General features: G+C 73.1%; 18 protein-coding genes and 1 tRNA gene. 10 read left to right on the top strand and 9 right to left on the bottom strand.

What is annotated here, in order from left to right; translation table 11 throughout:
• Nucleotides 1–23: 23 nt before the first annotated feature.
• Together OG823_RS12900 and OG823_RS12895 are read right to left on the bottom strand one after the other, a co-directional pair.
• Complete coding sequence (locus tag OG823_RS12900) at nucleotides 24–611, bottom strand: NUDIX hydrolase (protein WP_371479636.1); 588 nt, start codon at nucleotides 609–611, stop codon at nucleotides 24–26.
• Entirely contained in the window at nucleotides 608–2,140 is a 1,533-nt protein-coding gene (locus OG823_RS12895; protein WP_371484455.1) for a zinc-dependent metalloprotease, read from the bottom strand. The genes OG823_RS12900 and OG823_RS12895 overlap by 4 nt, the downstream gene beginning before the upstream one ends.
• 213 nt (nucleotides 2,141–2,353) lie before the next feature.
• On the opposite strand from OG823_RS12895, the gene OG823_RS12890 reads away from it, so the two are divergent.
• The 4 genes from OG823_RS12890 to OG823_RS12875 all read left to right on the top strand — a co-directional run bounded on the left by OG823_RS12890 (nucleotide 2,354) and on the right by OG823_RS12875 (nucleotide 5,526).
• A complete protein-coding gene (locus OG823_RS12890) occupies nucleotides 2,354–3,502 on the top strand; it encodes an NAD-dependent epimerase/dehydratase family protein (RefSeq protein WP_371479635.1) in 1,149 nt (382 codons plus the stop codon).
• A 111-nt stretch (nucleotides 3,503–3,613) separates the two neighbouring features.
• Nucleotides 3,614–4,054, top strand: a complete 441-nt coding sequence (locus OG823_RS12885; RefSeq protein WP_371479634.1) for a molybdenum cofactor biosynthesis protein MoaE — start codon at nucleotides 3,614–3,616, stop codon at nucleotides 4,052–4,054.
• A gap of 152 nt (nucleotides 4,055–4,206) precedes the next feature.
• A complete protein-coding gene (locus tag OG823_RS12880; protein ID WP_371479633.1) occupies nucleotides 4,207–4,401 on the top strand; it encodes a hypothetical protein in 195 nt (64 codons plus the stop codon).
• A gap of 42 nt (nucleotides 4,402–4,443) precedes the next feature.
• Entirely contained in the window at nucleotides 4,444–5,526 is a 1,083-nt protein-coding gene (locus tag OG823_RS12875) for a PDZ domain-containing protein (RefSeq protein ID WP_371479632.1), read from the top strand.
• Between the two features lie 48 nt (nucleotides 5,527–5,574).
• Here the strand turns inward: OG823_RS12875 and OG823_RS12870 are convergent, their stop codons facing one another.
• A complete protein-coding gene (locus OG823_RS12870) occupies nucleotides 5,575–6,138 on the bottom strand; it encodes a PPA1309 family protein (RefSeq protein WP_371479631.1) in 564 nt (187 codons plus the stop codon).
• A gap of 196 nt (nucleotides 6,139–6,334) precedes the next feature.
• On the opposite strand from OG823_RS12870, the gene OG823_RS12865 reads away from it, so the two are divergent.
• The 3 genes from OG823_RS12865 (at nucleotide 6,335) to OG823_RS12855 (ending at nucleotide 11,889) form a co-directional block, all read left to right on the top strand.
• Entirely contained in the window at nucleotides 6,335–9,289 is a 2,955-nt protein-coding gene (locus tag OG823_RS12865; RefSeq protein ID WP_371479630.1) for a UPF0182 family protein, read from the top strand.
• Nucleotides 9,290–9,345: 56 nt separating this feature from the next.
• A tRNA-Met gene (locus OG823_RS12860) sits at nucleotides 9,346–9,419 on the top strand.
• A gap of 502 nt (nucleotides 9,420–9,921) precedes the next feature.
• Nucleotides 9,922–11,889, top strand: coding sequence for a tetratricopeptide repeat protein (locus OG823_RS12855; RefSeq protein WP_371479628.1), 1,968 nt, complete (start codon nucleotides 9,922–9,924; stop codon nucleotides 11,887–11,889).
• A gap of 158 nt (nucleotides 11,890–12,047) precedes the next feature.
• Here the strand turns inward: OG823_RS12855 and OG823_RS12850 are convergent, their stop codons facing one another.
• Nucleotides 12,048–12,458 carry a Fur family transcriptional regulator gene (locus OG823_RS12850; protein WP_371479626.1) on the bottom strand — a complete coding sequence of 137 codons (411 nt, stop codon included), beginning with the start codon at nucleotides 12,456–12,458 and terminating at the stop codon, nucleotides 12,048–12,050.
• 124 nt (nucleotides 12,459–12,582) lie between these two features.
• Here OG823_RS12850 and OG823_RS12845 point away from each other — a divergent pair, with 124 nt between their 5' ends.
• A complete protein-coding gene (locus OG823_RS12845; RefSeq protein WP_371479624.1) occupies nucleotides 12,583–14,061 on the top strand; it encodes a catalase in 1,479 nt (492 codons plus the stop codon).
• Between the two features lie 166 nt (nucleotides 14,062–14,227).
• On the opposite strand, the gene hisN is transcribed toward OG823_RS12845, so the two are convergent.
• From hisN to OG823_RS12820, 5 genes are all read right to left on the bottom strand, one after another.
• A complete protein-coding gene (hisN, locus tag OG823_RS12840) occupies nucleotides 14,228–15,025 on the bottom strand; it encodes a histidinol-phosphatase (RefSeq protein ID WP_371479623.1) in 798 nt (265 codons plus the stop codon).
• 82 nt (nucleotides 15,026–15,107) lie between these two features.
• On the bottom strand, nucleotides 15,108–15,431 hold the full coding sequence (locus tag OG823_RS12835) for a multidrug efflux SMR transporter (RefSeq protein ID WP_371479622.1): 324 nt from the start codon (nucleotides 15,429–15,431) through the stop codon (nucleotides 15,108–15,110).
• Between the two features lie 134 nt (nucleotides 15,432–15,565).
• Nucleotides 15,566–16,621, bottom strand: coding sequence for a ribosome small subunit-dependent GTPase A (gene rsgA / locus OG823_RS12830; RefSeq protein ID WP_371479621.1), 1,056 nt, complete (start codon nucleotides 16,619–16,621; stop codon nucleotides 15,566–15,568).
• A 15-nt stretch (nucleotides 16,622–16,636) separates the two neighbouring features.
• On the bottom strand, nucleotides 16,637–17,992 hold the full coding sequence (gene aroA / locus OG823_RS12825; protein WP_371479620.1) for a 3-phosphoshikimate 1-carboxyvinyltransferase: 1,356 nt from the start codon (nucleotides 17,990–17,992) through the stop codon (nucleotides 16,637–16,639).
• 40 nt (nucleotides 17,993–18,032) lie between these two features.
• Nucleotides 18,033–18,761, bottom strand: coding sequence for a M50 family metallopeptidase (locus OG823_RS12820; protein WP_371479619.1), 729 nt, complete (start codon nucleotides 18,759–18,761; stop codon nucleotides 18,033–18,035).
• Nucleotides 18,762–19,041: 280 nt separating this feature from the next.
• Here OG823_RS12820 and OG823_RS12815 point away from each other — a divergent pair, with 280 nt between their 5' ends.
• Complete coding sequence (locus OG823_RS12815; RefSeq protein WP_371479618.1) at nucleotides 19,042–19,794, top strand: SOS response-associated peptidase; 753 nt, start codon at nucleotides 19,042–19,044, stop codon at nucleotides 19,792–19,794.
• 125 nt (nucleotides 19,795–19,919) lie between these two features.
• The gene (locus OG823_RS12810; RefSeq protein ID WP_371479617.1) at nucleotides 19,920–20,579 is read left to right on the top strand and encodes an alpha/beta family hydrolase; all 660 of its coding nucleotides are present in this window, start codon (nucleotides 19,920–19,922) and stop codon (nucleotides 20,577–20,579) included.
• Nucleotides 20,580–20,770 lie beyond the last annotated feature (191 nt).

Below are 20,770 nucleotides of genomic sequence, written 5' to 3'. Positions count from 1 at the left end.
CCGGGCCCCTCCCGCACGCGCGCTCAGGCCGTCAGCTCGCGGGCCCGGGCCACCAGGGCCCGGAGGGAGTGGTCGGTCAGCTCGGGCAGCGCGTCGTAGTCGAACCAGCGCAGATCCAGCGACTCCTCGCTGATCAGTGCCTCGGCGCCGGGCGGGGCCACCGCGACGTACTGGACGTCCAGGTGGGTGTTCTCCGGGCGCTCCCGGCCGGTGCAGCGCACGAGGTGGCGGTCGAGCAGCGCCGGGGCGGGCTCGCCGCCCGGCGCGAGCAGGACGAGGTCGGGGATGCCGGACTCCTCGGTGGCCTCGCGCAGGGCGGCGGCGGCCAGCGTCGGATCGCCGGGCTCGCAGTGGCCGCCCATCTGCAGCCAGATGCCGACCTTCGGGTGCAGGGTCAGCAGCACCCGGCCGGCCGCCGGGTCGACCACCACGGCGCTGGCCGTGATGTGCGCGGGCAGGCAGGAGCGGAACAGGCCGTCCGGCTGCCCGGCCAGGTGGGCCAGGTAGTCCAGCCGCAGTCGTTCCTGCTCCGGGTCGGCGGACCGCCAGCCGTCCAGGGTGCGGACGGCGTCGGTGTGCAGCGCCGTCGCGCTCGTCTCGGTGACGGTCATGCCTCGGGCTCGTCCTTTCCCTCGGTCCGGGGGCCGTCGGTGTCGTCGCCCGCGCTGTCGCCGCTGCCGGTGCTACTGCCGGTGCCCTTGCCCGCGGCCGCGTCGCCGAGCAGCTTGTCGAGCGCGTCGAAGTCGAAGCCGCCCTCGGCCTCCCCGGCCGAGCCGCGGTGCACGAAGCCGTCCGGGTCGTCGAGGTCGGCGGCGGTCGGCAGCATGTCGGGGTGCTCCCACAGGGCGTCCCGGCCCTCGACGCCCCGGGCGTCGGCCAGCGAGGCCCAGAGTCGGGAGGCGTCGCGCAGCCGGCGCGGGCGCAGCTCCAGGCCGACCAGGGTGGCGAAGGTCTGCTCCGCCGGTCCGCCGGCGGCCCGGCGGCGACGGACGGTCTCACGCAGCGCGCCGGCCTGCGGCAGGTGCGGCTCGGCGGCGCTGTGCACCACCGCGTCCACCCAGCCCTCGACCAGCGCGAGCGCGGTCTCCAGCCGGGCCAGCGCGGCCTTCTGCTCGGGGGTGTCCTCGGGCTGGAGCAGGCCGCCGGCCAGCGCCTCCTGGAGGGCCTCGGGGTTGCTCGGGTCGAGCTGACCGGCCAGCTCCTCCATCCGGGAGGTGTCGACCTTGATGCCCCGCGCGTACGCCTCGACGGCGCCGAACAGGTGCGCCCGCAGCCACGGCACGTGGGCGAAGAGCCGCTGGTGGGCGGCCTCGCGCAGAGCCAGGTAGAGGCGGACCTCGTCGGCGGGGACGCTCAGGCCCTCGCCGAACTCGGCGACGTTCTGCGGCAGCAGCGCGGCCTTGCCGGCCGGAGCGAGGGGCAGGCCGACGTCGGTGGAGCCGACCACCTCGGCGGCCAGCGCGCCGAGGGCCTGGCCGATCTGGGTGCCGAACATCGCGCCGCCCATCGAGCGCATGACGCCCATCAGCGGGCCGGCCATGGCCTGCATCTCCTCGGGCAGCACGCCGCCCATGGCGTTGCCGACCCGTTCGGCGACCGGGTCCACCAGGTCCTTCCAGACCGGCAGGGTCGCCTCGATCCACTCGGCGCGGCTCCAGGCCACGGCGGAGGCGGCGCCGGAGGGGAACTCGGTGGAGGAGTCCAGCCAGAGGTCGGCGAGGCGGATCGCCTCGGCCACCGCCGACCGCTCGGCGGTGCTCACCGAGCGGTCCTTGTTCTTGCCCTCGGCGGGCTCGGCGACGACCGTCTGCCGGGCGATGTCCTTGGCGAGGTCCCAGTTCACCGGTCCGCCGTCGAAGGACAGCATCTGGCCGAGCTGCTGGAACGCCGCGCCGAGGTCGGCGGGGTTGAGGCCGCCGAGCATGGCGCCGAAGGGGTTGTCCGCGCTGGGGGTGCCACCCGGCGCGCCCATGCCGAAGAGCGCCCCGAGCGGGTTGCCCGCACCGAATCCGAACGGCTGCTGCGGGGTGGCGCCGGGTTCGGACGTGCCGCCCGCGTCACTGTCGTCCTTGTCGCCCTTGGCCTTGCCGTCCTCGGGCTCCTCGGGCGGAACGCCGAATCCGAAGGGGAGGTCGCTCACGAGTTCCTCGATCTGGTCGGCCGTCACGCGGGTGGTGTGGCGGGAAAGTCTGCAGGCCCGGGCGGTGGGCTGAGCCGAAACTCACAGCCGGTGGGCGGCTTCGGCACGGTCTGGACCGGTCCGGTTGCAACCGCCGGGCCTTCGCCTCGGGCAGGATGGGTCGGTACGTAACACTCGTACGTACGCACATAAGCTAACCGTGGAGGATGGCCGGTGAGTTCCCCGCCTTCGGACGTTCGCTCTGGGCTGACCGGAGGCGAGGACGACCCCGGTACCACGGTGTCGCCGTCTCCAGCGTACGGCGGCAGGCCGCTCACCGTGGCCGTCACGGGCGCGGCGGGGGTGCTGGGTCTGCGCGTCGCGGCCCGGCTGGTGGCCTCCCCCGGCGTCCGCAAGGTGCTCGCGATCGACGACCGCCGCGGCGAGGTGCCGGGCGTGCAGTGGCGCGTCCTGGACGTTCGGGACCCGGCGGTGGCCGAGCGGCTGGCCGGGGTCGACGTGGTGGTGCACCTGGCGATGGACCTCGGCATGGAGACCGACCCGCGCGCCCGGAGCGCGTACAACGTGCGGGGCGCGCAGACGGTGCTGACCGCCTCCGCGGCCGCCGGTGTGAGCCGGGTGGTGCTCTGCACCTCCGCGATGGTCTACGGGGCCCTGGCGGACAACGAGGTGCCGCTCGCCGAGGACTCCGAGCTGCGGGCCACCGAGGAGGCCACGCTGGTCGGCGACCTGCTGGAGATCGAACGGCTGGCCCGCCGGGCGCCCCGGGCCCACCCCGGTCTGCAGGTGACGGTGCTGCGTCCGGCCGTGGTGGTCGGGCCGGGCGTCGACACCGTGCTGACCAGGCACTTCGAGGCCCCTCGGCTGCTGGTGGTGGCGGGCTCCCGGCCGTGCTGGCAGTTCTGCCACGTGGACGACCTGGCGACGGCGCTGGAGTACGCGGCCCTCGGCCTGGTCGAGGGCGAGGTGACGGTCGGCTGCGACGGCTGGCTGGAGCAGGAGGACGTCGAGAAGCTCTCGGGCATCCGGCGGATGGAACTGCCCGCCTCACTGGCGCTGGGCACCGCCGCCCGGCTGCACCGGCTCGGCCTGACCCCGGCCCCGGCCGGTGATCTGGCCTACACCATGTACCCCTGGGTGGTCTCCGGCAGCCGACTGCACGAGGCGGGCTGGCGGCCGGTGCACTCCAACGAGCAGGTGCTGGCCGAGCTGCTGGCGCAGGTCTCCGGCAAGCACGCGGTGGCCGGGCGGCGTCTGGGCGGCAAGGAGGCCGCCACCAGTCTCGGCGCGGCGGGCGCGACGGTCGCGCTGGTCGGTACGGCGGCGCTGGTACGCCGGGCCCGCAAGCGCCGGCGCTTCTGAGGCCGGGCCCCGCGCAACCGACGGCGCCCGCTTTCTCGCGATGCGAAATTTCACAATCGTGATGCGGAAGCCCCTTGCCCGACTCCGCCCGCCATGAGGAATCATGGGGGCATGCCCGAGAACCACGACCCCATCCGCCTGCTCGCCGTCCGCGACACCCCGCTCTCCCTCGACGAGGTGTACGAAGCGGTCGGCGACGACGCGGCCGGCGGGACCACGGTCTTCGTCGGCACGGTCCGCGACCACGACGGCGGCAAGTCGGTCGCCGCGCTGGAGTACAGCTGCCACCCGACGGCCGAGCAGGAGATGCGCCGGATCGCGGAGAAGATCGTCGCGGACTTCCCGGTCCGCGCGCTCGCCGCCGTGCACCGGATCGGCCGGCTGGAGATCACCGACAAGGCCGTGATCGTCGCGGTCTCCTGCGCCCACCGCGGTGAGGCCTTCGCCGCGGCCCGCCGGCTGATCGACGACCTCAAGCACGAGGTGCCGATCTGGAAGCACCAGGTGTTCTCCGACGGCGAGGAGGAGTGGGTGGGCGCCGGCTCCTGCTGAGCGGACGGCTCTCACCCGTTCGGCCGCGCGCCCGGTGGTGCGTCCGCCGGGCGTGGCCCGGCGGCGGGCGCCGTAACCCGGATGGCGTCGCGCCCGTTGTCTGCCTGGGTGGTTAATCTGCTCATAGACACGACGAGCTGGGGAGTACGGATATGGGTGCGCTCGCCTGGTTGATCATTCCCGCTGTTGCCGCGCTGCTGGCCGGAGTCTGGGCACTCTGGGCGGGCCGGACCCCGAGGGACGCGGGAGACCCCGCCTCGCTGGCCGAGCACCAGCGCTTCCTGGCCGCGATGGAACGCACCACCGCCGGGCCCGGTGCCGGCGGCGGTGAACGTCCGGGGCGGTAGCCCGGGGGGCGCGTTCTCACAGTCGTCCCGTACTGTCGTGCCATGCCACGCCGCTCTGCGACGATGCTCGCCGCCACCCTGCTGCTGATAGGCCTGCTCTGCGCCTCCGTGCTGATGAAGGTTCCCTACACGGAGATGAGCCCCGGGCCGACCTACAACACGCTCGGCGTGCAGGACAAGACGGGCAAGCCGGTGATCACCGTGACCGGCCACGAGAGCTACCCGACCAGCGGGCACCTCAACATGACCACCGTCCAGGTCACCGGCGCCAAGTACGAGCCGAGCCTGGTCTCGGCCGTGGTCGGCTGGCTGCGCAGCGACGTCCTGGTGGTGCCGCACGAGAACGTGTACCCCTCCGGTCAGACCGACCAGCAGGCCCAGGACCAGAACGCCGAGGAGTTCGCCTCCTCCGAGGACAGTGCCAAGACGGCGGCGCTCAGCCAGCTCGGCTTCCCGGTGGGCACCGAGGTGATCGTCTCCTCGGTGGTGGCCGGCGGTCCGTCCGAGGGCAAGCTGCACGCGGGCGACCAGATCGTCGCGGTGGACGGCACGGCGGTCACCGCGGAGGACGAGGTGGCCAAACTGGTCACCAAGCACAAGCCGGGCGAGAACGTGGTCTTCACCGTCGTGCCGCGCGGCAAGGACAGCCCGACGCCGGCCGCGGCCGACCAGACCCAGGTCACCGTCACCACGGCCAAGGCCGACGGTGAGGACCGGGCGATCGTCGGGATCCGGCCCGGCACCAAGCACACCCTGCCGTTCCAGGTGGACATCGGCCTGCAGGACGTCGGCGGCCCGAGCGCGGGGCTGATGTTCTCGCTCGGGATCATCGACAAGCTGACGCCCGAGGACCTCACCGGCGGAAAGTTCGTGGCCGGTACCGGGACGATCACCGACGACGGCAAGGTCGGCCCGATCGGCGGCATCGAGATGAAGCTGATCGCCGCCCGCAACGCCGGCGCCCAGTACTTCTTCACCCCGGCGGACAACTGCGCGTCGGCGGCGAAGGCCACCCCGGACGGGCTCACGCTGATCAAGGCGGACACGCTGGACGGCGCCCTGAAGTCGCTGGAGGAGGTCCGCTCCGGACAGACCTCGGCGCTGCCGTCCTGCGGCAAGGGCTGAGCCCGGGAGCCGCGGGGCGACAGCGCCGGGGGAGCGCCGGCCGAGTGGTCAGGCGAAGGTCGCCAGCAGCGCGTCGGTGAGGCCGGGCACCAGGTCGGGGCCGGTCAGCACCTCGCGGGCGACGTCCTTGGAGCGCAGTCGCAGCGCGCTCTCGCGCTTGCCGTCGCGCAGCACGGCGGCGGTGATCCGCACCTCCTCGCGCTTGGGGTGGTTCGCCACCCAGTCGGCGAGCTGGGCCTCGGTGGCGTTCTTGGGCCGGCTCTGCTCGGCGCCCGGCGGGAGCATCAGCCGCTCGACCACCAGGGCGCAGCCGGCGATCATGTCCGGCCAGGCGATCGTCCCGAGGAACTTGTCCAGCTCCATGCCGGCCGGCAGCTCGTCCTGCTCGATCGGGGTCAGACCGGGCTCGTCGGAGTCCGCCAGTCCGAGCTGCCGGGCCAGCTTGGGGTCGGCCTTGCGCAGCTGGGCACTGTCGACCAGGGCGAACAGCCGGGCCGGGAGATCCCAGCCGAGGGTGGCGGCGTACTCGTCGATCTCCAGCGCGGCCCGGGTCAGCGGGGTGGCGGCGGGGAGGCCGGAGACGTCGGACGGGGTGTTGGAAGCATCGGACATACCCCAATTTTCACATGCGGCGGCGGGCCGCCCGCGCCGCCGCTCCCGCCGCCGGTGCGCGCTCGTGCCGCCGTGCCCGGGTCCCCTTCGGTGAACCGGGCACAAAGCCTGGGAACTCAGGTAAAGACTGATTAAGTTGCATGGAGGACCGAACGATCCGAGACGACACAGCCGAGGTGCCACCGTGGTGTTCCAGATGCCCGACCGCTCAGGACCGGGATTCCGGCCCAGAGTGGGCCCACCCTCGCGGCGCACCCGGGTGCTTCTGCTGACGGTGGGCGTCCTCGCGGTGCTGTTCCTGCTGTTCGTCATGTTCGCCGGGTTCTGGACGGACTGGCTCTGGTTCAAGTCCGTCGACTACTCCTCCGTCTTCACCACCCAGCTGTGGACCAAGGTCGGCCTGTTCGCCGTCGTCGGTCTGCTGATGGCGCTGTTCGTCGGTGCCAACATCTGGCTGGCCCACCGGCTGCGCCCGCCGCTGTCCGCGATGTCGGTCGAGCAGCAGAGCCTGGACCGCTACCGTTCCGGGATCGCGCCGTTCAGGCGCTGGGTGCTGATCGGCGTCTCGCTGCTGATCGGCCTGGTGGCCGGAGCAGCGGCGTCCGGCCAGTGGCGCACCTGGCTGCTGTGGACGAACGAGACTCCGTTCGGGGTGAAGGACAGTCAGTTCAACCTCGATGTCTCCTTCTACGCCTTCGAGCTGCCGTTCTACGAGTTCCTGCTCGGTTTCGCGTTCAGCGCGGTGATCGTCGCGCTGCTGGCCTCCGTCCTGGTGCACTACCTGTACGGCGGCCTGCGGCTGCAGGGGCCCGGACGCCGGGCGAGCGCCGGCGCGCAGGGCCACCTGGCGGTGCTGCTGGGCGTCTTCGTCCTGCTGAAGGCCGTCGCGTACTGGCTCGACCGGTACGCACTGGCGGTCAAGACCAGCGGCTACAAGGGCGTGGACGGCTGGACCGGCCTGCGCTACGTCGACGCCAACGCCTTCCTGCCGGCCAAGACCATCCTGTTCTTCGTCGCGATCATCTGCGCGGTGCTGTTCTTCCTGACACCGGTGCGCCGCACCTGGGCGCCGGCGCTGATCGGCTTCGGGCTGATGGCGCTCTCGGCGGTGCTGATCGGCGGGGTCTACCCGGCGATCGTCCAGCAGTTCCAGGTCAAGCCGAACGAGCAGGCCAAGGAGACGCCGTACATCCAGAAGAACATCGACGCCACCAGGCAGGCGTACGGCATCGCGGACAGCGAGACGCAGAGCTACGACCCGAAGGGGTCGACCGACGCCGACGCGCTCAAGCCGGACGCGCAGACCATCGCGGACATCCGCCTGCTCGACCCGAACGTGGTCTCCCCGACGTTCCAGCAGAACGAGGCGCTGCGGAAGTACTACGCCTTCCCCAAGACCCTGGACGTCGACCGGTACGGCAGCCAGGACACCGTGGTCGGCGCCCGTGAGCTCGACCTGAGCGGGGTCCAGCAGCGCAACTGGATCAACGACCACTTCAAGTACACCCACGGCTACGGGCTGGTCGCCGCGAAGGGCAACCAGGTCGACAGCCTGGGCAACCCGGTCTACACCGAGTCCTCGCTGCCCACCACCGGCTCGTTCGGCGACTACCAGCAGCGGGTGTACTACGGCGAGAAGACGGACACCTACTCGATCGTCGGCGGCACCAACCAGGAGATCGACCTCACCACCGAGTCGGGCGCCGCGCAGACCTACACGTACACCGGCGGCAGCGGCGTCTCGCTGGGCAACCCGCTCACCCGGGCCGCGTACGCGGTGAAGTTCGCCGAGCCGCAGATCCTGTACTCGGGCGCCATCACCGACGGCGCCAAGGTGATCTACGACCGCACCCCCAAGGAGCGGGTCGAGAAGGTCGCCCCGTGGCTGTCCATCGACGCCGACCCGTACCCCGTCGTCCAGGACGGCAAGCTGGTCTGGGTGCTGGACGGCTACACCACCTCGGACGGGTTCCCGTTCTCCTCCAAGAGCACGCTGGGCGACGTCACCAAGGACTCGCTGACCGACCAGCGCGGGCAGCTGCTCACCGCGGCGAACAAGGTCAACTACATCCGCAACTCGGTCAAGGCCACCGTGGACGCCTACACCGGCGAGGTCACCCTCTACCAGTGGGACGAGGCCGACCCGGTGCTGAAGACCTGGATGAAGGCCTTCCCCGGCACGGTCAAGGCGAAGACGGCCATCCCGGCCACCCTGCTGCCCCACCTGCGGTACCCGCAGGACCTCTTCAAGGTGCAGCGCGACCTGCTCTCGCAGTACCACATGACCGACGCGAGCGGCTTCTTCAACGGGACGGACATCTGGCAGGTGCCGGTCGACCCGACCGTCAACACCGGCGACGTCCAGCCGCCGTACTACCTGACGCTGCGGATGCCCGACGCCAAGGCCGCGAGCTTCTCGCTGACCACGAGCTTCGTGCCCAGCGGGCGGGACAACCTGGCCGCCTTCATGGCGGTCAGCGCGGACCCGGGGCCGGACTACGGCAAGATCCGGATCCTCAAGGTGCCCAGCGGATCGGGCGCGCTGGGGCCGAAGCTGACCCAGGCGAAGTTCAACTCCGATCCGGCGGTGGCCAACCAGCTCACGCTGCTGCGCACGGGCACCGACTCCGACATCGAGTACGGCAACCTGCTGACCCTCCCGGTCGGCGGCGGGCTGCTCAACGTGGAGCCGGTCTACCTGCTGGGGCGCAGCGCGAGGGTCCCGGTGCTGAAGAAGGTGCTGGCGGTGTACGGCAACGACAACGTCGCACTGGAGGACACCCTGGAGAAGGCGCTGGCCAAGGTGCTCGGCAACGCGGCGGCCACCGCGCCGACCACGCCGACGGTGCCCAGTGCGCCCGGCACCACGCCGGCCCCGGGCACCACCACACCGGCCCCGGGCGCCTCGCCGGATCTGCAGAAGGCCCTGCAGGACGCCCAGAAGGCCTTCACCGACGGCCAGGAGGCGCTGAAGAACGGCGACTGGGCCAAGTACGGCGACTCCCAGAAGGCGCTCCAGGACGCGATCAACCGGGCGGCGGCGGCCGGGTCGTCGGCGGCGGCGACCCCCTCCCCGGCTCCGCCGGCGCCCGCCCCGTCCTCCCCGGCGTCGTCCTCCGCCCCGTCCGCCTCGCCCTTGTCCAAGCCCTGAGCTGCGAGAACCGATTGGTGATCCACCCCGCGTCCGTGCTACTGTTCAGTTACCGACGCGGGGTGGAGCAGCTCGGTAGCTCGCTGGGCTCATAACCCAGAGGTCGCAGGTTCAAATCCTGTCCCCGCTACACAGGCCGAGGGCCCGGAGGATTCTTCCTCCGGGCCCTCGGTGTTTTCCGTCCCCGATTGCCTCCGGGGTGTCCCGGGCGGGCCGCCGCCCCGGAGGCGCCGCCTTCGGTACTATCTAGCGTTGCTCGCCGATCCGTACCGATCGGCCGGGCGGGGAGAACCGACCGGAGGTCGCCGAGGACGCCGACCGCCGAGGCCGCCGGGCGGCAGCCCGTTCGCCCGTTGGGGGCAGGGTCTCGCCATCGGGGCCCGGGTCGGGGTTTGTGAGGCTCAAGTGTCGGGAAATCGACAAAGCACTGAAGCAATCCCGCCGGCTTCGGCCCGCTCCGCCCAATTTGGCCGGGGCAGGTGTACGCGGGTTGTGGGTGATGCGACGATGGACCATATGGGGGACGGAGTACGACTGTTGACCGGTCGTCCGCTCCGACGCGCCCCTTGGGGGTCCCCCCGGCCGAAGGCTGGGGGAGGATGCCGCGACACTCTGGGGGAGCGGGAGTCGGCATGAAACTGATCGGAAAGAACGGATCAGGGACCAAGCCCGTCACGACCGAGCCGGACACCGAATCCCGTGCCCAGAGCCCGGACGACCCGGAGGGCGGGCCGGGCGCGCTCCCGGCCCAGCGCACCGGCGCCCCGGCGGGCCGCCGGTCGTCGGCCGGCACCGGTCCGGACAGCCTCGTGCACGTCTCCGCGCAGGAGATCGCCGCCGGCATCACCCCGTACGCGGGCCCGCAGGCCGCCCTGGCCGAGCGGGACGGCGCCGACCTCGACGGCTCCTCCGTCGACGGAGCCTCCTTCGAGACCGCGCTCGCCGCCCGCGAACAGGCCGCGCTGGAGAGCCGGCACCGCCAGTCGGCCGACGACGGGGACACCGAGTCCGCCAGCCGGCTCGGCTCCCTGCTGCTGCGCCGCGGCGACCTGGAGGACGCCGAGCCGTACCTGCGCAGCGCCGCCGCCGCCGGGCTGCGCGCCGCCGCCAACAACCTCGGCGTCCTGCTGCACCAGCAGGGCCACCGGGCCGAGGCCGCCCAGTGGTGGCGGCAGGCCGCGGTGGCCGGCAGCGCGCCCGCCGCGCACGCGCTCGGCCTGCAACTGCGCGACCAGGGCGAGGAGGAGGCCGCCGAGTACTGGCTGCACTTCGCCGCCGACCACGGTCACCCCCTCGGGGCCTACGCGCTGGGCGATCTGATGGAGCACCGGCGCGACGTGCGCGCCGAGCGCTGGTTCAAGGTCTCCGCCGACGCCGGCCACCGGGAGGCGGCCTACCGGCTCGCCCGGATGCGCGAGGCGGCCGGCGACAAGGACACCGCCGAGACCTGGTACCGCACCGCCGCCGCCCGCAGTCACGCCCGCGCCGCGCTGCGCCTGGGCGTACTGCTGGAGGAGCGCGGCGAGCCGGACGAGGCGGCGCGCTGGTACCGGCAGTCCGCGCAGAACGGCGAGCCCCGGGCGGCCTGCGCCCTCGGCTACCTGCTGCGCGACTCCGGGGACCTCACGGCGGCCGCCGAGTGGTGGCAGGAGGCCGCCGAGGCGGGTGACGGGAACGCGGCCAACGCGCTCGGCGCGCTGCACGCGGGCCGGGGCGAGGCCGCGACCGCCGAGCACTGGTACCGGACGGCGCTCGACGCCGGAGACCAGAACGGCGCCTTCAACCTCGGCCTGCTCTGCGCGGGCGCGGGCCGGGACCAGCAGGCCGAGCAGTGGTACCGCCGTGCGGCCTACGCCGGGCACCGGGAGGCGTGCAACGCGCTGGCCGTCGTGCTGCTCCAGCGCGGTGACGAGTCGGGCGCCGAGCCCTGGTTCTCCAAGGCCGCCGAGGCGGGCAGCGTGGACGGCGCCTTCAACCTGGGCGTCCTGCACGCCGGGCGCGGGGAGCAGCAGCAGGCGCACGAGTGGTACGCGCGCGCTGCCGCCGAGGGGCACGGCGAGGCGGCCCTGCAACTGGCCGTCGCCCAGGAGCAGCGCGGCAACCTCCCGGGCGCGCTGGAGCGCTACCGGCAGGCCGCCGGCGGGGGTTCGGCCGAGGGTGCGTTCCGGCTGGCCTCCCTGCTGGACCGGCGCGGCGACGCGGACACCGAGGCCGAGCACTGGTACGCGGTCGCGGCCGACGCGGGCCACCGCCGGGCGCAGGTCCGGATGGGCGTACGGGCGGCGGAGCGCGGCGCGCTGGAGATCGCGGAGAGCTGGTACCGCCGGGCCGCCGAGGCCGGCAGCCGCAGTGCGGCCTTCAACCTCGGCCTGCTGCTGGCGCGCCAGGACAGCGAGGCCGAGGCGATGCTCTGGTACACCCGGGCGGCCGACGCCGGGCACGGGCGGGCCGCCCTGCGCCTCGCCCTGCTGGCGCTGCGGCGCGGGGAGCCGGTGCAGGCGGAGAACTGGTGCCGGCGGGCGGCGGACCACGGTCCGGCCGAGGTGGCCGAGCGGGCCGGGCGCCTGCTGGGCGCGCTGCACGCCGAGCTGAGCGCCTGACGGCCCGAGCGCCTGACGGCCCGAGCGCCTGACGGCCTGAGCGCCTGGCGGCCTGAGCGCCTGGCGGGCGGCCCGGCGGCGGGGAGTGCCCGGGGCCGTGGTCGTCGGTGTCCTCGGTGGTCGGGGCTGCCGGTGGTCGGGGTCCTCGGCAGGCGGGGTTACCGGCAGGCGGGACAGAGTCCGCGGTAGGTGACCTCGGCGCCGGAGAGGGTGAAGCCGAAGCGCTGGTCGGCCGGCAGGGCCGCGAGCGGGTCGCCCTGCGGGTGGACGTCACGGATCGCGCCGCAACCCGAGCAGATCAGGTGCTGGTGCGCCCGGTGGGCGTTGGGGTCGTACCGCTTGGCCCGCCCGTCGGTGGCGACCTCCAGCACCTCGCCGAGCACCACCAGTTCGCCGAGCGTGTTGTAGACCGTCGCCCGGCTGATCTCGGGCAGCCGCGCCACGGCGCGCGCGTGTACCTCGTCGGCGGTCAGATGGACGTGGTCGCCGTCGAGCACCTCGGCCACGACGCGCCGCTGTGCGGTCAGGCGCCATCCGCGTTCGCGCAGTCGTTCCAGCAGGTCACTCATGGCGTCCAGGGTAGCAAGGGCCGTCTTTCTCCGGAATGCATCCGAACTTCGTCATATTCTTGACTTGGACAAAGTCCAAGATAGGATGATGTCCATCAAGCCCGGACGACGCGGAGGCCCCCCGATGACTGCCCAGGACGAGCTGCGGCCCGTGCTCACCACGGAGGCGGGCGCGCCCGTGGCCGACAACCAGAACTCCGAGACCGCCGGCGCAGGCGGCCCGGCTCTCATACAGGACCAGCTGCTCTTCGAGAAGCTCGCGCACTTCAACCGCGAGCGGATCCCGGAGCGCGTGGTGCACGCCCGTGGCGCCGGCGCCTACGGCACCTTCACGGTCACCGCCGACGTGACGGGCTACACCCGGGCGTCGTTCCTCGGAGAGGTGGGCAAGGAGACCGAGACCTTCCTGCGCTTCTCCACCGTGGCGGGCAACCTCGGTTCGGCCGACGCCGTCCGCGACCCGCGCGGCTTCGCGCTGAAGTTCTACACCGAGGACGGCAACTACGACCTCGTCGGGAACAACACCCCGGTGTTCTTCATCAAGGACGCCATCAAGTTCCCGGACTTCATCCACACCCAGAAGCGCGACCCGTACACCGGCTCGCAGGAGGCCGACAACGTCTGGGACTTCTGGGGCCTGTCCCCCGAGTCGACCCACCAGGTGACCTGGCTGTTCGGCGACCGCGGCATCCCGGCGACGCTGCGTCACACCGACGGTTTCGGCTCGCACACCTACCAGTGGCAGAACGAGGCCGGGGAGTACTTCTGGGTGAAGTACCACTTCAAGACCGACCAGGGCATCAGGAACCTGACCAGCGAGGAGGCGGCCGTCCTCGCGGGCACCGACCCCGACTCGCACCAGCGGGACCTGCGTGAGGCGATCGAGCGCGGCGAGTTCCCGAGCTGGACGGTCAGCGTCCAGATCATGCCGGCCGCCGACGCCGCGACCTACCGCTTCAACCCGTTCGACCTGACCAAGGTCTGGCCGCACGCCGACTACCCGCTGGTCGAGTTCGGCAGGCTGGAGCTCAACCGCAACCCCGACAACGTCTTCGCCGAGGTCGAGCAGTCGATCTTCTCGCCGTCGCACTTCGTGCCCGGCATCGGCCCCTCCCCGGACAAGATGCTCCAGGGCCGGCTGTTCGCCTACGCGGACGCCCACCGCTACCGCGTCGGCGTCAACGCCGACCACCTGCCGGTGAACCGCCCGCACGCCAGCGAGGCGCGCACCAACAGCCGTGACGGCCACCTCTACGACGGCCGCCACGGCCGCCGGAAGAACTACGAGCCGAACAGCTTCGGCGGCCCGGTCGAGACCGGCCGTCCGCTCTGGGCCGCCGTCCCGGTCACCGGCGCCACCGGCAACCACGAGGCGCCCTCGCACAGCGAGGACGACGACTTCGTCCAGGCCGGCGACCTCTACCGGCTGATGAGCGAGGACGAGAAGGGCCGCCTGGTCGGCAACCTGGCCGGCTTCATCGCCAAGGTCTCCGCCGACCGTGACGACATCGTCGAGCGGGCGATCGAGAACTTCCGCCGGGCCGACGCCGACTACGGGCGGCGCCTGGAGGCGGCGGTGCGCGAGCTGCGCAAGCAGCCGTAGCCCCGGCCGCAGCCGTGACGCGCCAGCAGCCGTGACGCGCGAGCAGCCGTAATCCGCGAGCAGAAGCAGCCGCGGGCGGCGGCAACCCCCGAACAGCGGGCCCCGGGCCGGTCGCCGACGCACCGCCCCGGGGCCCGCACCCATCGGACCCTCGGAAACCCCGCCGTCAGACGCTGAGGCGGCGCAGCGCGACCTCGTGCAGGATGCCGTTGGTGGCCACGGCGTCGGCGCCGCCGGGGCCGGGCACGCCGTCCAGGCCGGTGAAGCGGCCGCCGGCCTCCTGGACGACGATGCACGGCGCGGCCATGTCCCACAGGCTCAGTTCGGGCTCGGCGGCGATGTCCACCGCGCCCTCGGCGACCATCATGTACGACCAGAAGTCCCCGTACGCCCGGGTGCGCCAGCAGTCCCGGGTGAGGTCCAGGAACGGATCGAGACGGCCGCGCTCCTCCCAGCCGGTGAGCGAGGAGAACGAGAGCGAGGCGTCGGCGAGCCGGGTGACCCCGGAGACGTGGATCCGCGAGGCCTTGGCGAGGCTGCGGCCCGCGTACGCGCCGAGGCCCTCGGCGGCCCACCAGCGGCGCTGCAGGGCGGGCGCCGAGACCATGCCGACGACCGGGCGCTCCTCGCCGTCGGGGCCGGCCTCCAGCAGGGCGACCAGGGTGGCCCAGACGGGCACGCCCCGGATGTAGTTCTTGGTGCCGTCGATCGGGTCGATGACCCAGCGGCGCGGGCCGGAGCCCTGCATGCCGAACTCCTCGCCGTACACGGCGTCGCGCGGGCGGGCCCGCTGCAGCACGCCGCGGAGCAGCTCCTCGACGGCCTTGTCGGCGTCGCTGACGGGCGTCAGGTCGGGCTTGGTCTCGACCTTGAGGTCGAGTGCCCGGAAGCGCTCCAGCGTGATCGAGTCGGCCGAGTCGGCGAGGACGTGGGCGAGGCGGAGATCGTCGTGGTAGTCGGCCATGGTCGAAACAGTAGCGAGGCGACCCCCGTCCCGGCAGCGGGGCCCGCCCGTCGGACAGCGGGTTTCGCGGTGACCGCCCGGTTCAGTGCCCGCTGCCGCTGAGCTGCAGGCCCACCACGCCGGCGATCACCAGGCTGATCGAGACGAGCTTCAGCACGGAGGAGGACTCCTCCAGGAAGACCATGCCGTAGATCGCGGTCCCGGTCGCGCCGATACCCGTCCAGACCGCGTACGCGCTGCCCACCGGCAGGCTCTTGAGCGAGAGCGTGAGCAGGCCGAAGCTGCCGAGCGCGAACGCGCAGAAGCCGATGGTGGGCCAGAGTTTGGTGAATCCCTCACTGAGTTTCAGGTTGATCGCGAAACCTGTCTCCAGCAGGCCGGCGAGTATCACCAAGGCCCATGCCATCGCGCTGACTCCCTGTCGGTCGACGGGTCGGGCCGGACGGGCCGACTTTCCTGTGCTGACCACTTTCCTATGATCACCAGGGCGCCGCCGTCCGACACCTCGGGGCGCGGCGCAATTCGGGCGCCCGGCACCGGTCAGTCGCCCTCGCGGAGGTCCTTCGAGGAGAGCAGCCGCCGCAGCGAGTACAGCCGGGCCTGTTCGGCGTGGCCGTCCGCGACCCAGGCGTCCAGCGCGCAGTCCTGCTCGTCGTGGCTGCACGCACGCGGGCACTCGACCGTCCCCGGCTCCAGGTCGGGGAAGGCGTGGATCACCCGGGACGGGTCGATGTGCGACAGTCCGAAGGAGCGGAAGCCGGGAGTGTCGATCACCCAGCCCGGGTCGAGCGCCTTCTTCGAGCCAGGCTTGGCGCCGGGCGGCGGCGGCAGCCGAAGGGCCAGCGCCGAGACGGTGGTGTGCCGGCCCCGCCCGGTCACCGCGTTGACCACCCCGGTGGACCGCTGGTGCTCCGGCACCAGGGCGTTGACCAGCGTGGTCTTGCCCACCCCGGAGTGGCCGATGAAGACCGTGGAGCGCCCGCGCAGGTGCGCCCGGACGGCCTCCGCCCCCTCGGTGGCGAGCTCGTCCCGCCGGGTCACCACATAGGCGATGCCGAGCGGCGCGTACGCCTCCAGCAGCGGTTCGGCCGAGGCCAGGTCGGCCTTGGTGAGCACCAGGATCGGCTCCATGCCCGCGTCGTAGGCCGCCACCAGACAGCGGTCGATCAGCCGGGGCCTGGGCTCGGGATCGGCCAGCGCGGTGACGATGGCCAGCTGCTGGGCGTTGGCGACCACGATCCGCTCGTACGGGTCGTCGTCGTCGGCCGTGCGCCGCAGGACGGAGGTGCGTTCCTCGACCCGGACGATCCTGGCCAGGGTGTCCGGCTCACCGGAGAGGTCGCCGACGATGTTGACCACGTCGCCGACCACCACGCCCTTGCGGCCCAGCTCGCGGGCCTTCATGGCGACGACCTCGCGCTCCTGCTTCGTCCCCGCCCCGACCAGACAGGTCAGTCGGCCCCGGTCGACGGTGAGGATCATCCCCTCGGCGGCGTCGTCGTGGGTGGGACGGATCCGGGTCCGGGGCCGGGAGCCCTTTCGGCCCGGCCGGTTGCGGATGTCGTCCTCGTCGGCGTCCTTGCCGTAGCGGCGCATGTGCCCAGTCTCCGCTCAGGCCCTCGCCGCCGCCCCTTCGCCGGCGTCGGCGTCCACCCCCGCGAGCAGGTCGTGCCACATCTTCGGGAAGTCCGGCAGGGTCTTGGCGGTGGTGGCGACGTTCTCCACCTCGACGCCGGGCACGGCCAGGCCCAGCACGGCGGCGGCGGTGGCCAGCCGGTGGTCCTCGTAGGTGTGGAAGACGCCTCCGCGCAGCGGACGGGGACGGATCCGCAGGCCGTCCTCGGTCTCGGTGACGTCGCCGCCCAGGTCGTTGATCTCCTTGGCGAGCGCGGCGAGCCGGTCCGTCTCGTGCAGCCGCAGGTGGGCGATGCCGTACAGGTGGGACTCGGAGTCGGCCAGCGCCGCCACCGCGGCGATCACCGGGGTGAGCTCGCCGACGTCGTGCAGGTCGGCCTCGATGCCGTGGATCCGACCGGTGCCGGTGAACTCCAGGCCCAGGTCGGAGAACCGGCAGCTGCCACCCATCCGGGTGTAGATCTCGCGCAGCTGGTCGCCGGGCTGGGTGGTGTGCCGGGGCCAGTCCCGGACGGCCACCCGGCCGCCGGTGACCAGCGCGGCGGCGAAGAACGGCGCGGCGTTGGAGAGGTCGGGCTCGACCACCATGTCGCGGCCGAGCAGTGCGCCGGGGGTGACCCGCCAGACGTCCTTCTCGCCGCCGTCCTCCGGCGCGTCGACCTGCACACCCGCCAGGCGCAGCATCTCCACGGTCATCCGGATGTGCGGGAGCGAGGGCACCGGGCCGCCGACGTGTCGCACCTCCACGCCCTGGTTGTAGCGGGCGCCGGAGAGCAGCAGGGCCGAGACGAACTGCGAGGAGGAGGAGGCGTCCAGCTCCACCGGGCCGCCGTCCAGCGCGCCGGAGCCGTGCACGGTCAGGGGGAAGGACCCGCGGCCGCCGTCGTCGATCCGGGCGCCCAGCGCGCGCAGGGCGTTGATCACACCGTGCTGGGGGCGCTCGTAGGAGCGCGGGTCGCCGTCGAAGTGGACCGGTCCGTCGGCCAGTACCGCGAGCGGCGGCAGGAAGCGCATCACCGTACCGGCGTTGCCCACGTCCACCCGGGCCGGGCCGCGCAGCGCGGGGGCCGGGATGACCCGCCAGGCCTCGCCGCCGCCGCTGCCGCCGGTGGTGTTGTTGACCGTCTCCTCGATGCCGACGCCGAGCGCGCGCAGGCCGTCGGCCATCAGCTGGGAGTCGCGGCTGCGCAGCGGGCGGCGCACCCAGCCGGGCTCACCGGCCAGCGCGGCCAGCACCAGCGCTCTGTTGGTGACCGACTTGGAGCCGGGGATGGTGACGGTCGCGTCGACGGCGGCGGTGGCGACGGGGGCGGGCCACAGAGTGTCGGTCATGGAGGTCAGTTTAGGGGCCGTACGGGAACGGCCCCAGCGCCTACCCGAATGGTGGGACGTGGCCGGTCAGCCAACTGCCGCCCAGTGCCAGCGAAGCGAGGGCCACCACGAGGAACACCGTCACCCACACGATCGCGGCGACCCCGGTCAACCTGGCCAGCTGGTCCGCGTCCGAGTCGCGCGCCCCGCCGTGCCGGCGCTTGCGCTGCAGCTCGGCCACCGGACGGACCCCGCCGAGCAGCAGGAACCAGATCCCGAGGTATGCGAAGGCCGCCTGCAGTTCGCTGCCGCCGTACCAGGAGACCAGGAAGAAGGCGGCGCCGGTGACCACCACCGAGAGCAGCCCGAAGGCGTTGCGGATCATGATCAGCAGGGCTGCCAGCAGGATGATCGAGATCCACAGCAGTGCCGTGATGCGCCCGGCCGCCAGCAGCGCGGCCCCGCCGAGGCCCAGCAGCGAGGGCGCGGTGTATCCCGCCGCGGCCGTGAGGATCATGCCGGGGCCGGTGGGCCGGCCGGAGGAGACGGTCAGGCCCGAGGTGTCCGAGTGCAGTCGGATGCCGGAGAGCCGGCGCCCGGTGAGCAGCGCGGCCAGGCCGTGGCCGCCCTCGTGCGCGATCGTCACCACGTTGCGGGTGAGCCGCCAGACCGGGTGCGGCAGCACCGCGAGCAGGGCGACGCCGGCGCTGCCCAGGACGATCCAGGCCGGTGGGGCGGGCTGGGTGCCGGTGACCCGGTCCCACACCTCGGCGATGCTGTGTCCGTCCATGTCGCTGGCCCTGCCTCCGGTCGTGCCCCGTTGTCCTGGTGCTGCCTGCTGCCTGCTGCCTGCGGGCCGCTGCCCGTCCTGCCGCTCCGGCGTGCCGCGGCCGTGGAGCGCCGCCGCTCTGCCGCGCCGCGCACCGCACCGGCGGTGCCGGGTGGCGCCGCGCCGGGGTGGCAGCCTCCCATGCCAGGACGGCTCCGGGACAGTGGTCGGTTCTCCCGGTCCGACGGCGAGGTCCCGGACGGACGGGCCGCCGGCACGGCGGTCGTGGCAAGCTGACGGTATGTGCGGTCGTTTCGCCTCCACCAGGAGGCCCGAGGACCTGGCCGAGATCTTCGGCGTCGAGCTGTGGGATCCCACCGAGACCCTCGCCCCGAGCTGGAACGTCGCGCCGACCTGCCCGGTCCTCGCGGTGCTGGAGCGCCTGCCCGCGGGCGGGCCTCGGCCGGTGCGCCAGCTGCGGGCGCTGCGCTGGGGTCTGGTGCCGGCCTGGTCGAAATCCCCGGAGGCGGCGGTCAAGATGATCAACGCCCGGGCCGAGACCGTCCACGAGAAGCCGTCCTACCGGCAGGCCTTCGCCGCGCGGCGCTGCATCCTCCCGGTCGACGGCTACTACGAGTGGCAGACCCTGCCCGGCGGCGGCAGCAGGCCCCCGAAGCAGCCGTACTTCGTCAGCCGGGCGGACGGCGGGGTGCTCGCCCTGGCCGGCCTCTACGAGTTCTGGCGCGACCGGGCCCACCCGGCGGGCCACCCCGACGCCTGGCTGGTGACCTGCAGCATCGTCACCACCGCGGCCGAGGAGTCGCTCGCCCCGATCCACGAGCGGATGCCGCTCTTCCTGGACCGGACGGCGTACGACGACTGGCTCGACCCGCGCCTGACCGACCCGGAGGAGCTGCGGGCGCTGCTCGTGCCGCCCGCGGCCGGTGCGCTGCGGGCCGAGCCGGTCGCGGCCGCGGTCGGCAGCATCCGCAACAACGGACCGGAGCTGACCCGGCCGCTCGGCCCGGACGAACTCGTGACCACGCTCTTCTGATCCAGTCCTGGTCCGATCCCGCCCCCGCGACGTCCCCTCCGGACCTCGTGGTCCCGACCTCCCGCCTCCCGACCACCCGACCACCCGTCTCCACACCTTCCGCCACCCGCCACGGAGCCCGCCGTATGCGCCCACCCGCCCCCACCCTGGTCCCCACGCCCGCCGGGGACGCCCGGATCACCTGGGCCCCGGCCGAGGCGCCCCCCGAGGCGCTGCTGGCCCTGGGCCACGGCGCGGGCGGCGGCATCGAGGCCCGCGACCTGCAGGCGCTGGCCGCCGCCCTGCCGCCGCTCGGGATCACCGTCGCCCTGGTCGAGCAGCCCTGGCGGGTGGCCGGCAAGCGGCTCGCGCCGGCGCCGAGGACCCTGGACGCGGGCTGGACGCCGGTCGCCGCCCACCTGCTGGCCCAGGGAGTGCCCCTGGTGGTCGGCGGGCGCAGCGCTGGCGCCCGGGTGGCCTGCCGCACCGGGGCGGCGAGCGGTGCGATCGGCGTGGTCGCCCTGGCCTTCCCGCTGCACCCGCCGGGCCGGCCGGAGAAGAGCCGGGCGGACGAACTGCTGGACTGCGCCCTGCCCGCCCTGGTCGTGCAGAGCGTCGCCGATCCCTTCGGCGGGCCGGCCGAGTTCCCCGCGCTCCCGGCGGACCGGCGGCTGGTGGCCGTCCCGTACGGCAGTCACGGTTTCGACGTGCCCAAACGGGCCCCGGTCGGGCAGGCCGAGGTGCTGGCGATGATCACGGACGCGGTCGCCGACTGGGTGCTGGAGCTGGTCCGGCGGCCCGGCTGACCGGTCGCCCGGGGCCCGGGAATGCGGGCGGGGACGGTGTGGTTAACACCCTCGTCAGCTTCGCACCCGGTGGAAAGGCAGTGCAGATGGGTTCGATCGTGTGCCCCGAGCGGCCTGACGAGCGCGCGGTCGGGAACGGCTTCTCGCCGACCTGGTCCGATTGGCTTGTCGCGGGCGAGAAGCCCGTCAGC

The sequence above is a fragment of the Kitasatospora sp. NBC_00315 genome (assembly GCF_041435095.1).
GTDB lineage: Bacteria > Actinomycetota > Actinomycetes > Streptomycetales > Streptomycetaceae > Kitasatospora.
Note: the sequence above shows the minus strand (reverse complement) of the source record. Positions and strands in the feature narration are given on the sequence as shown.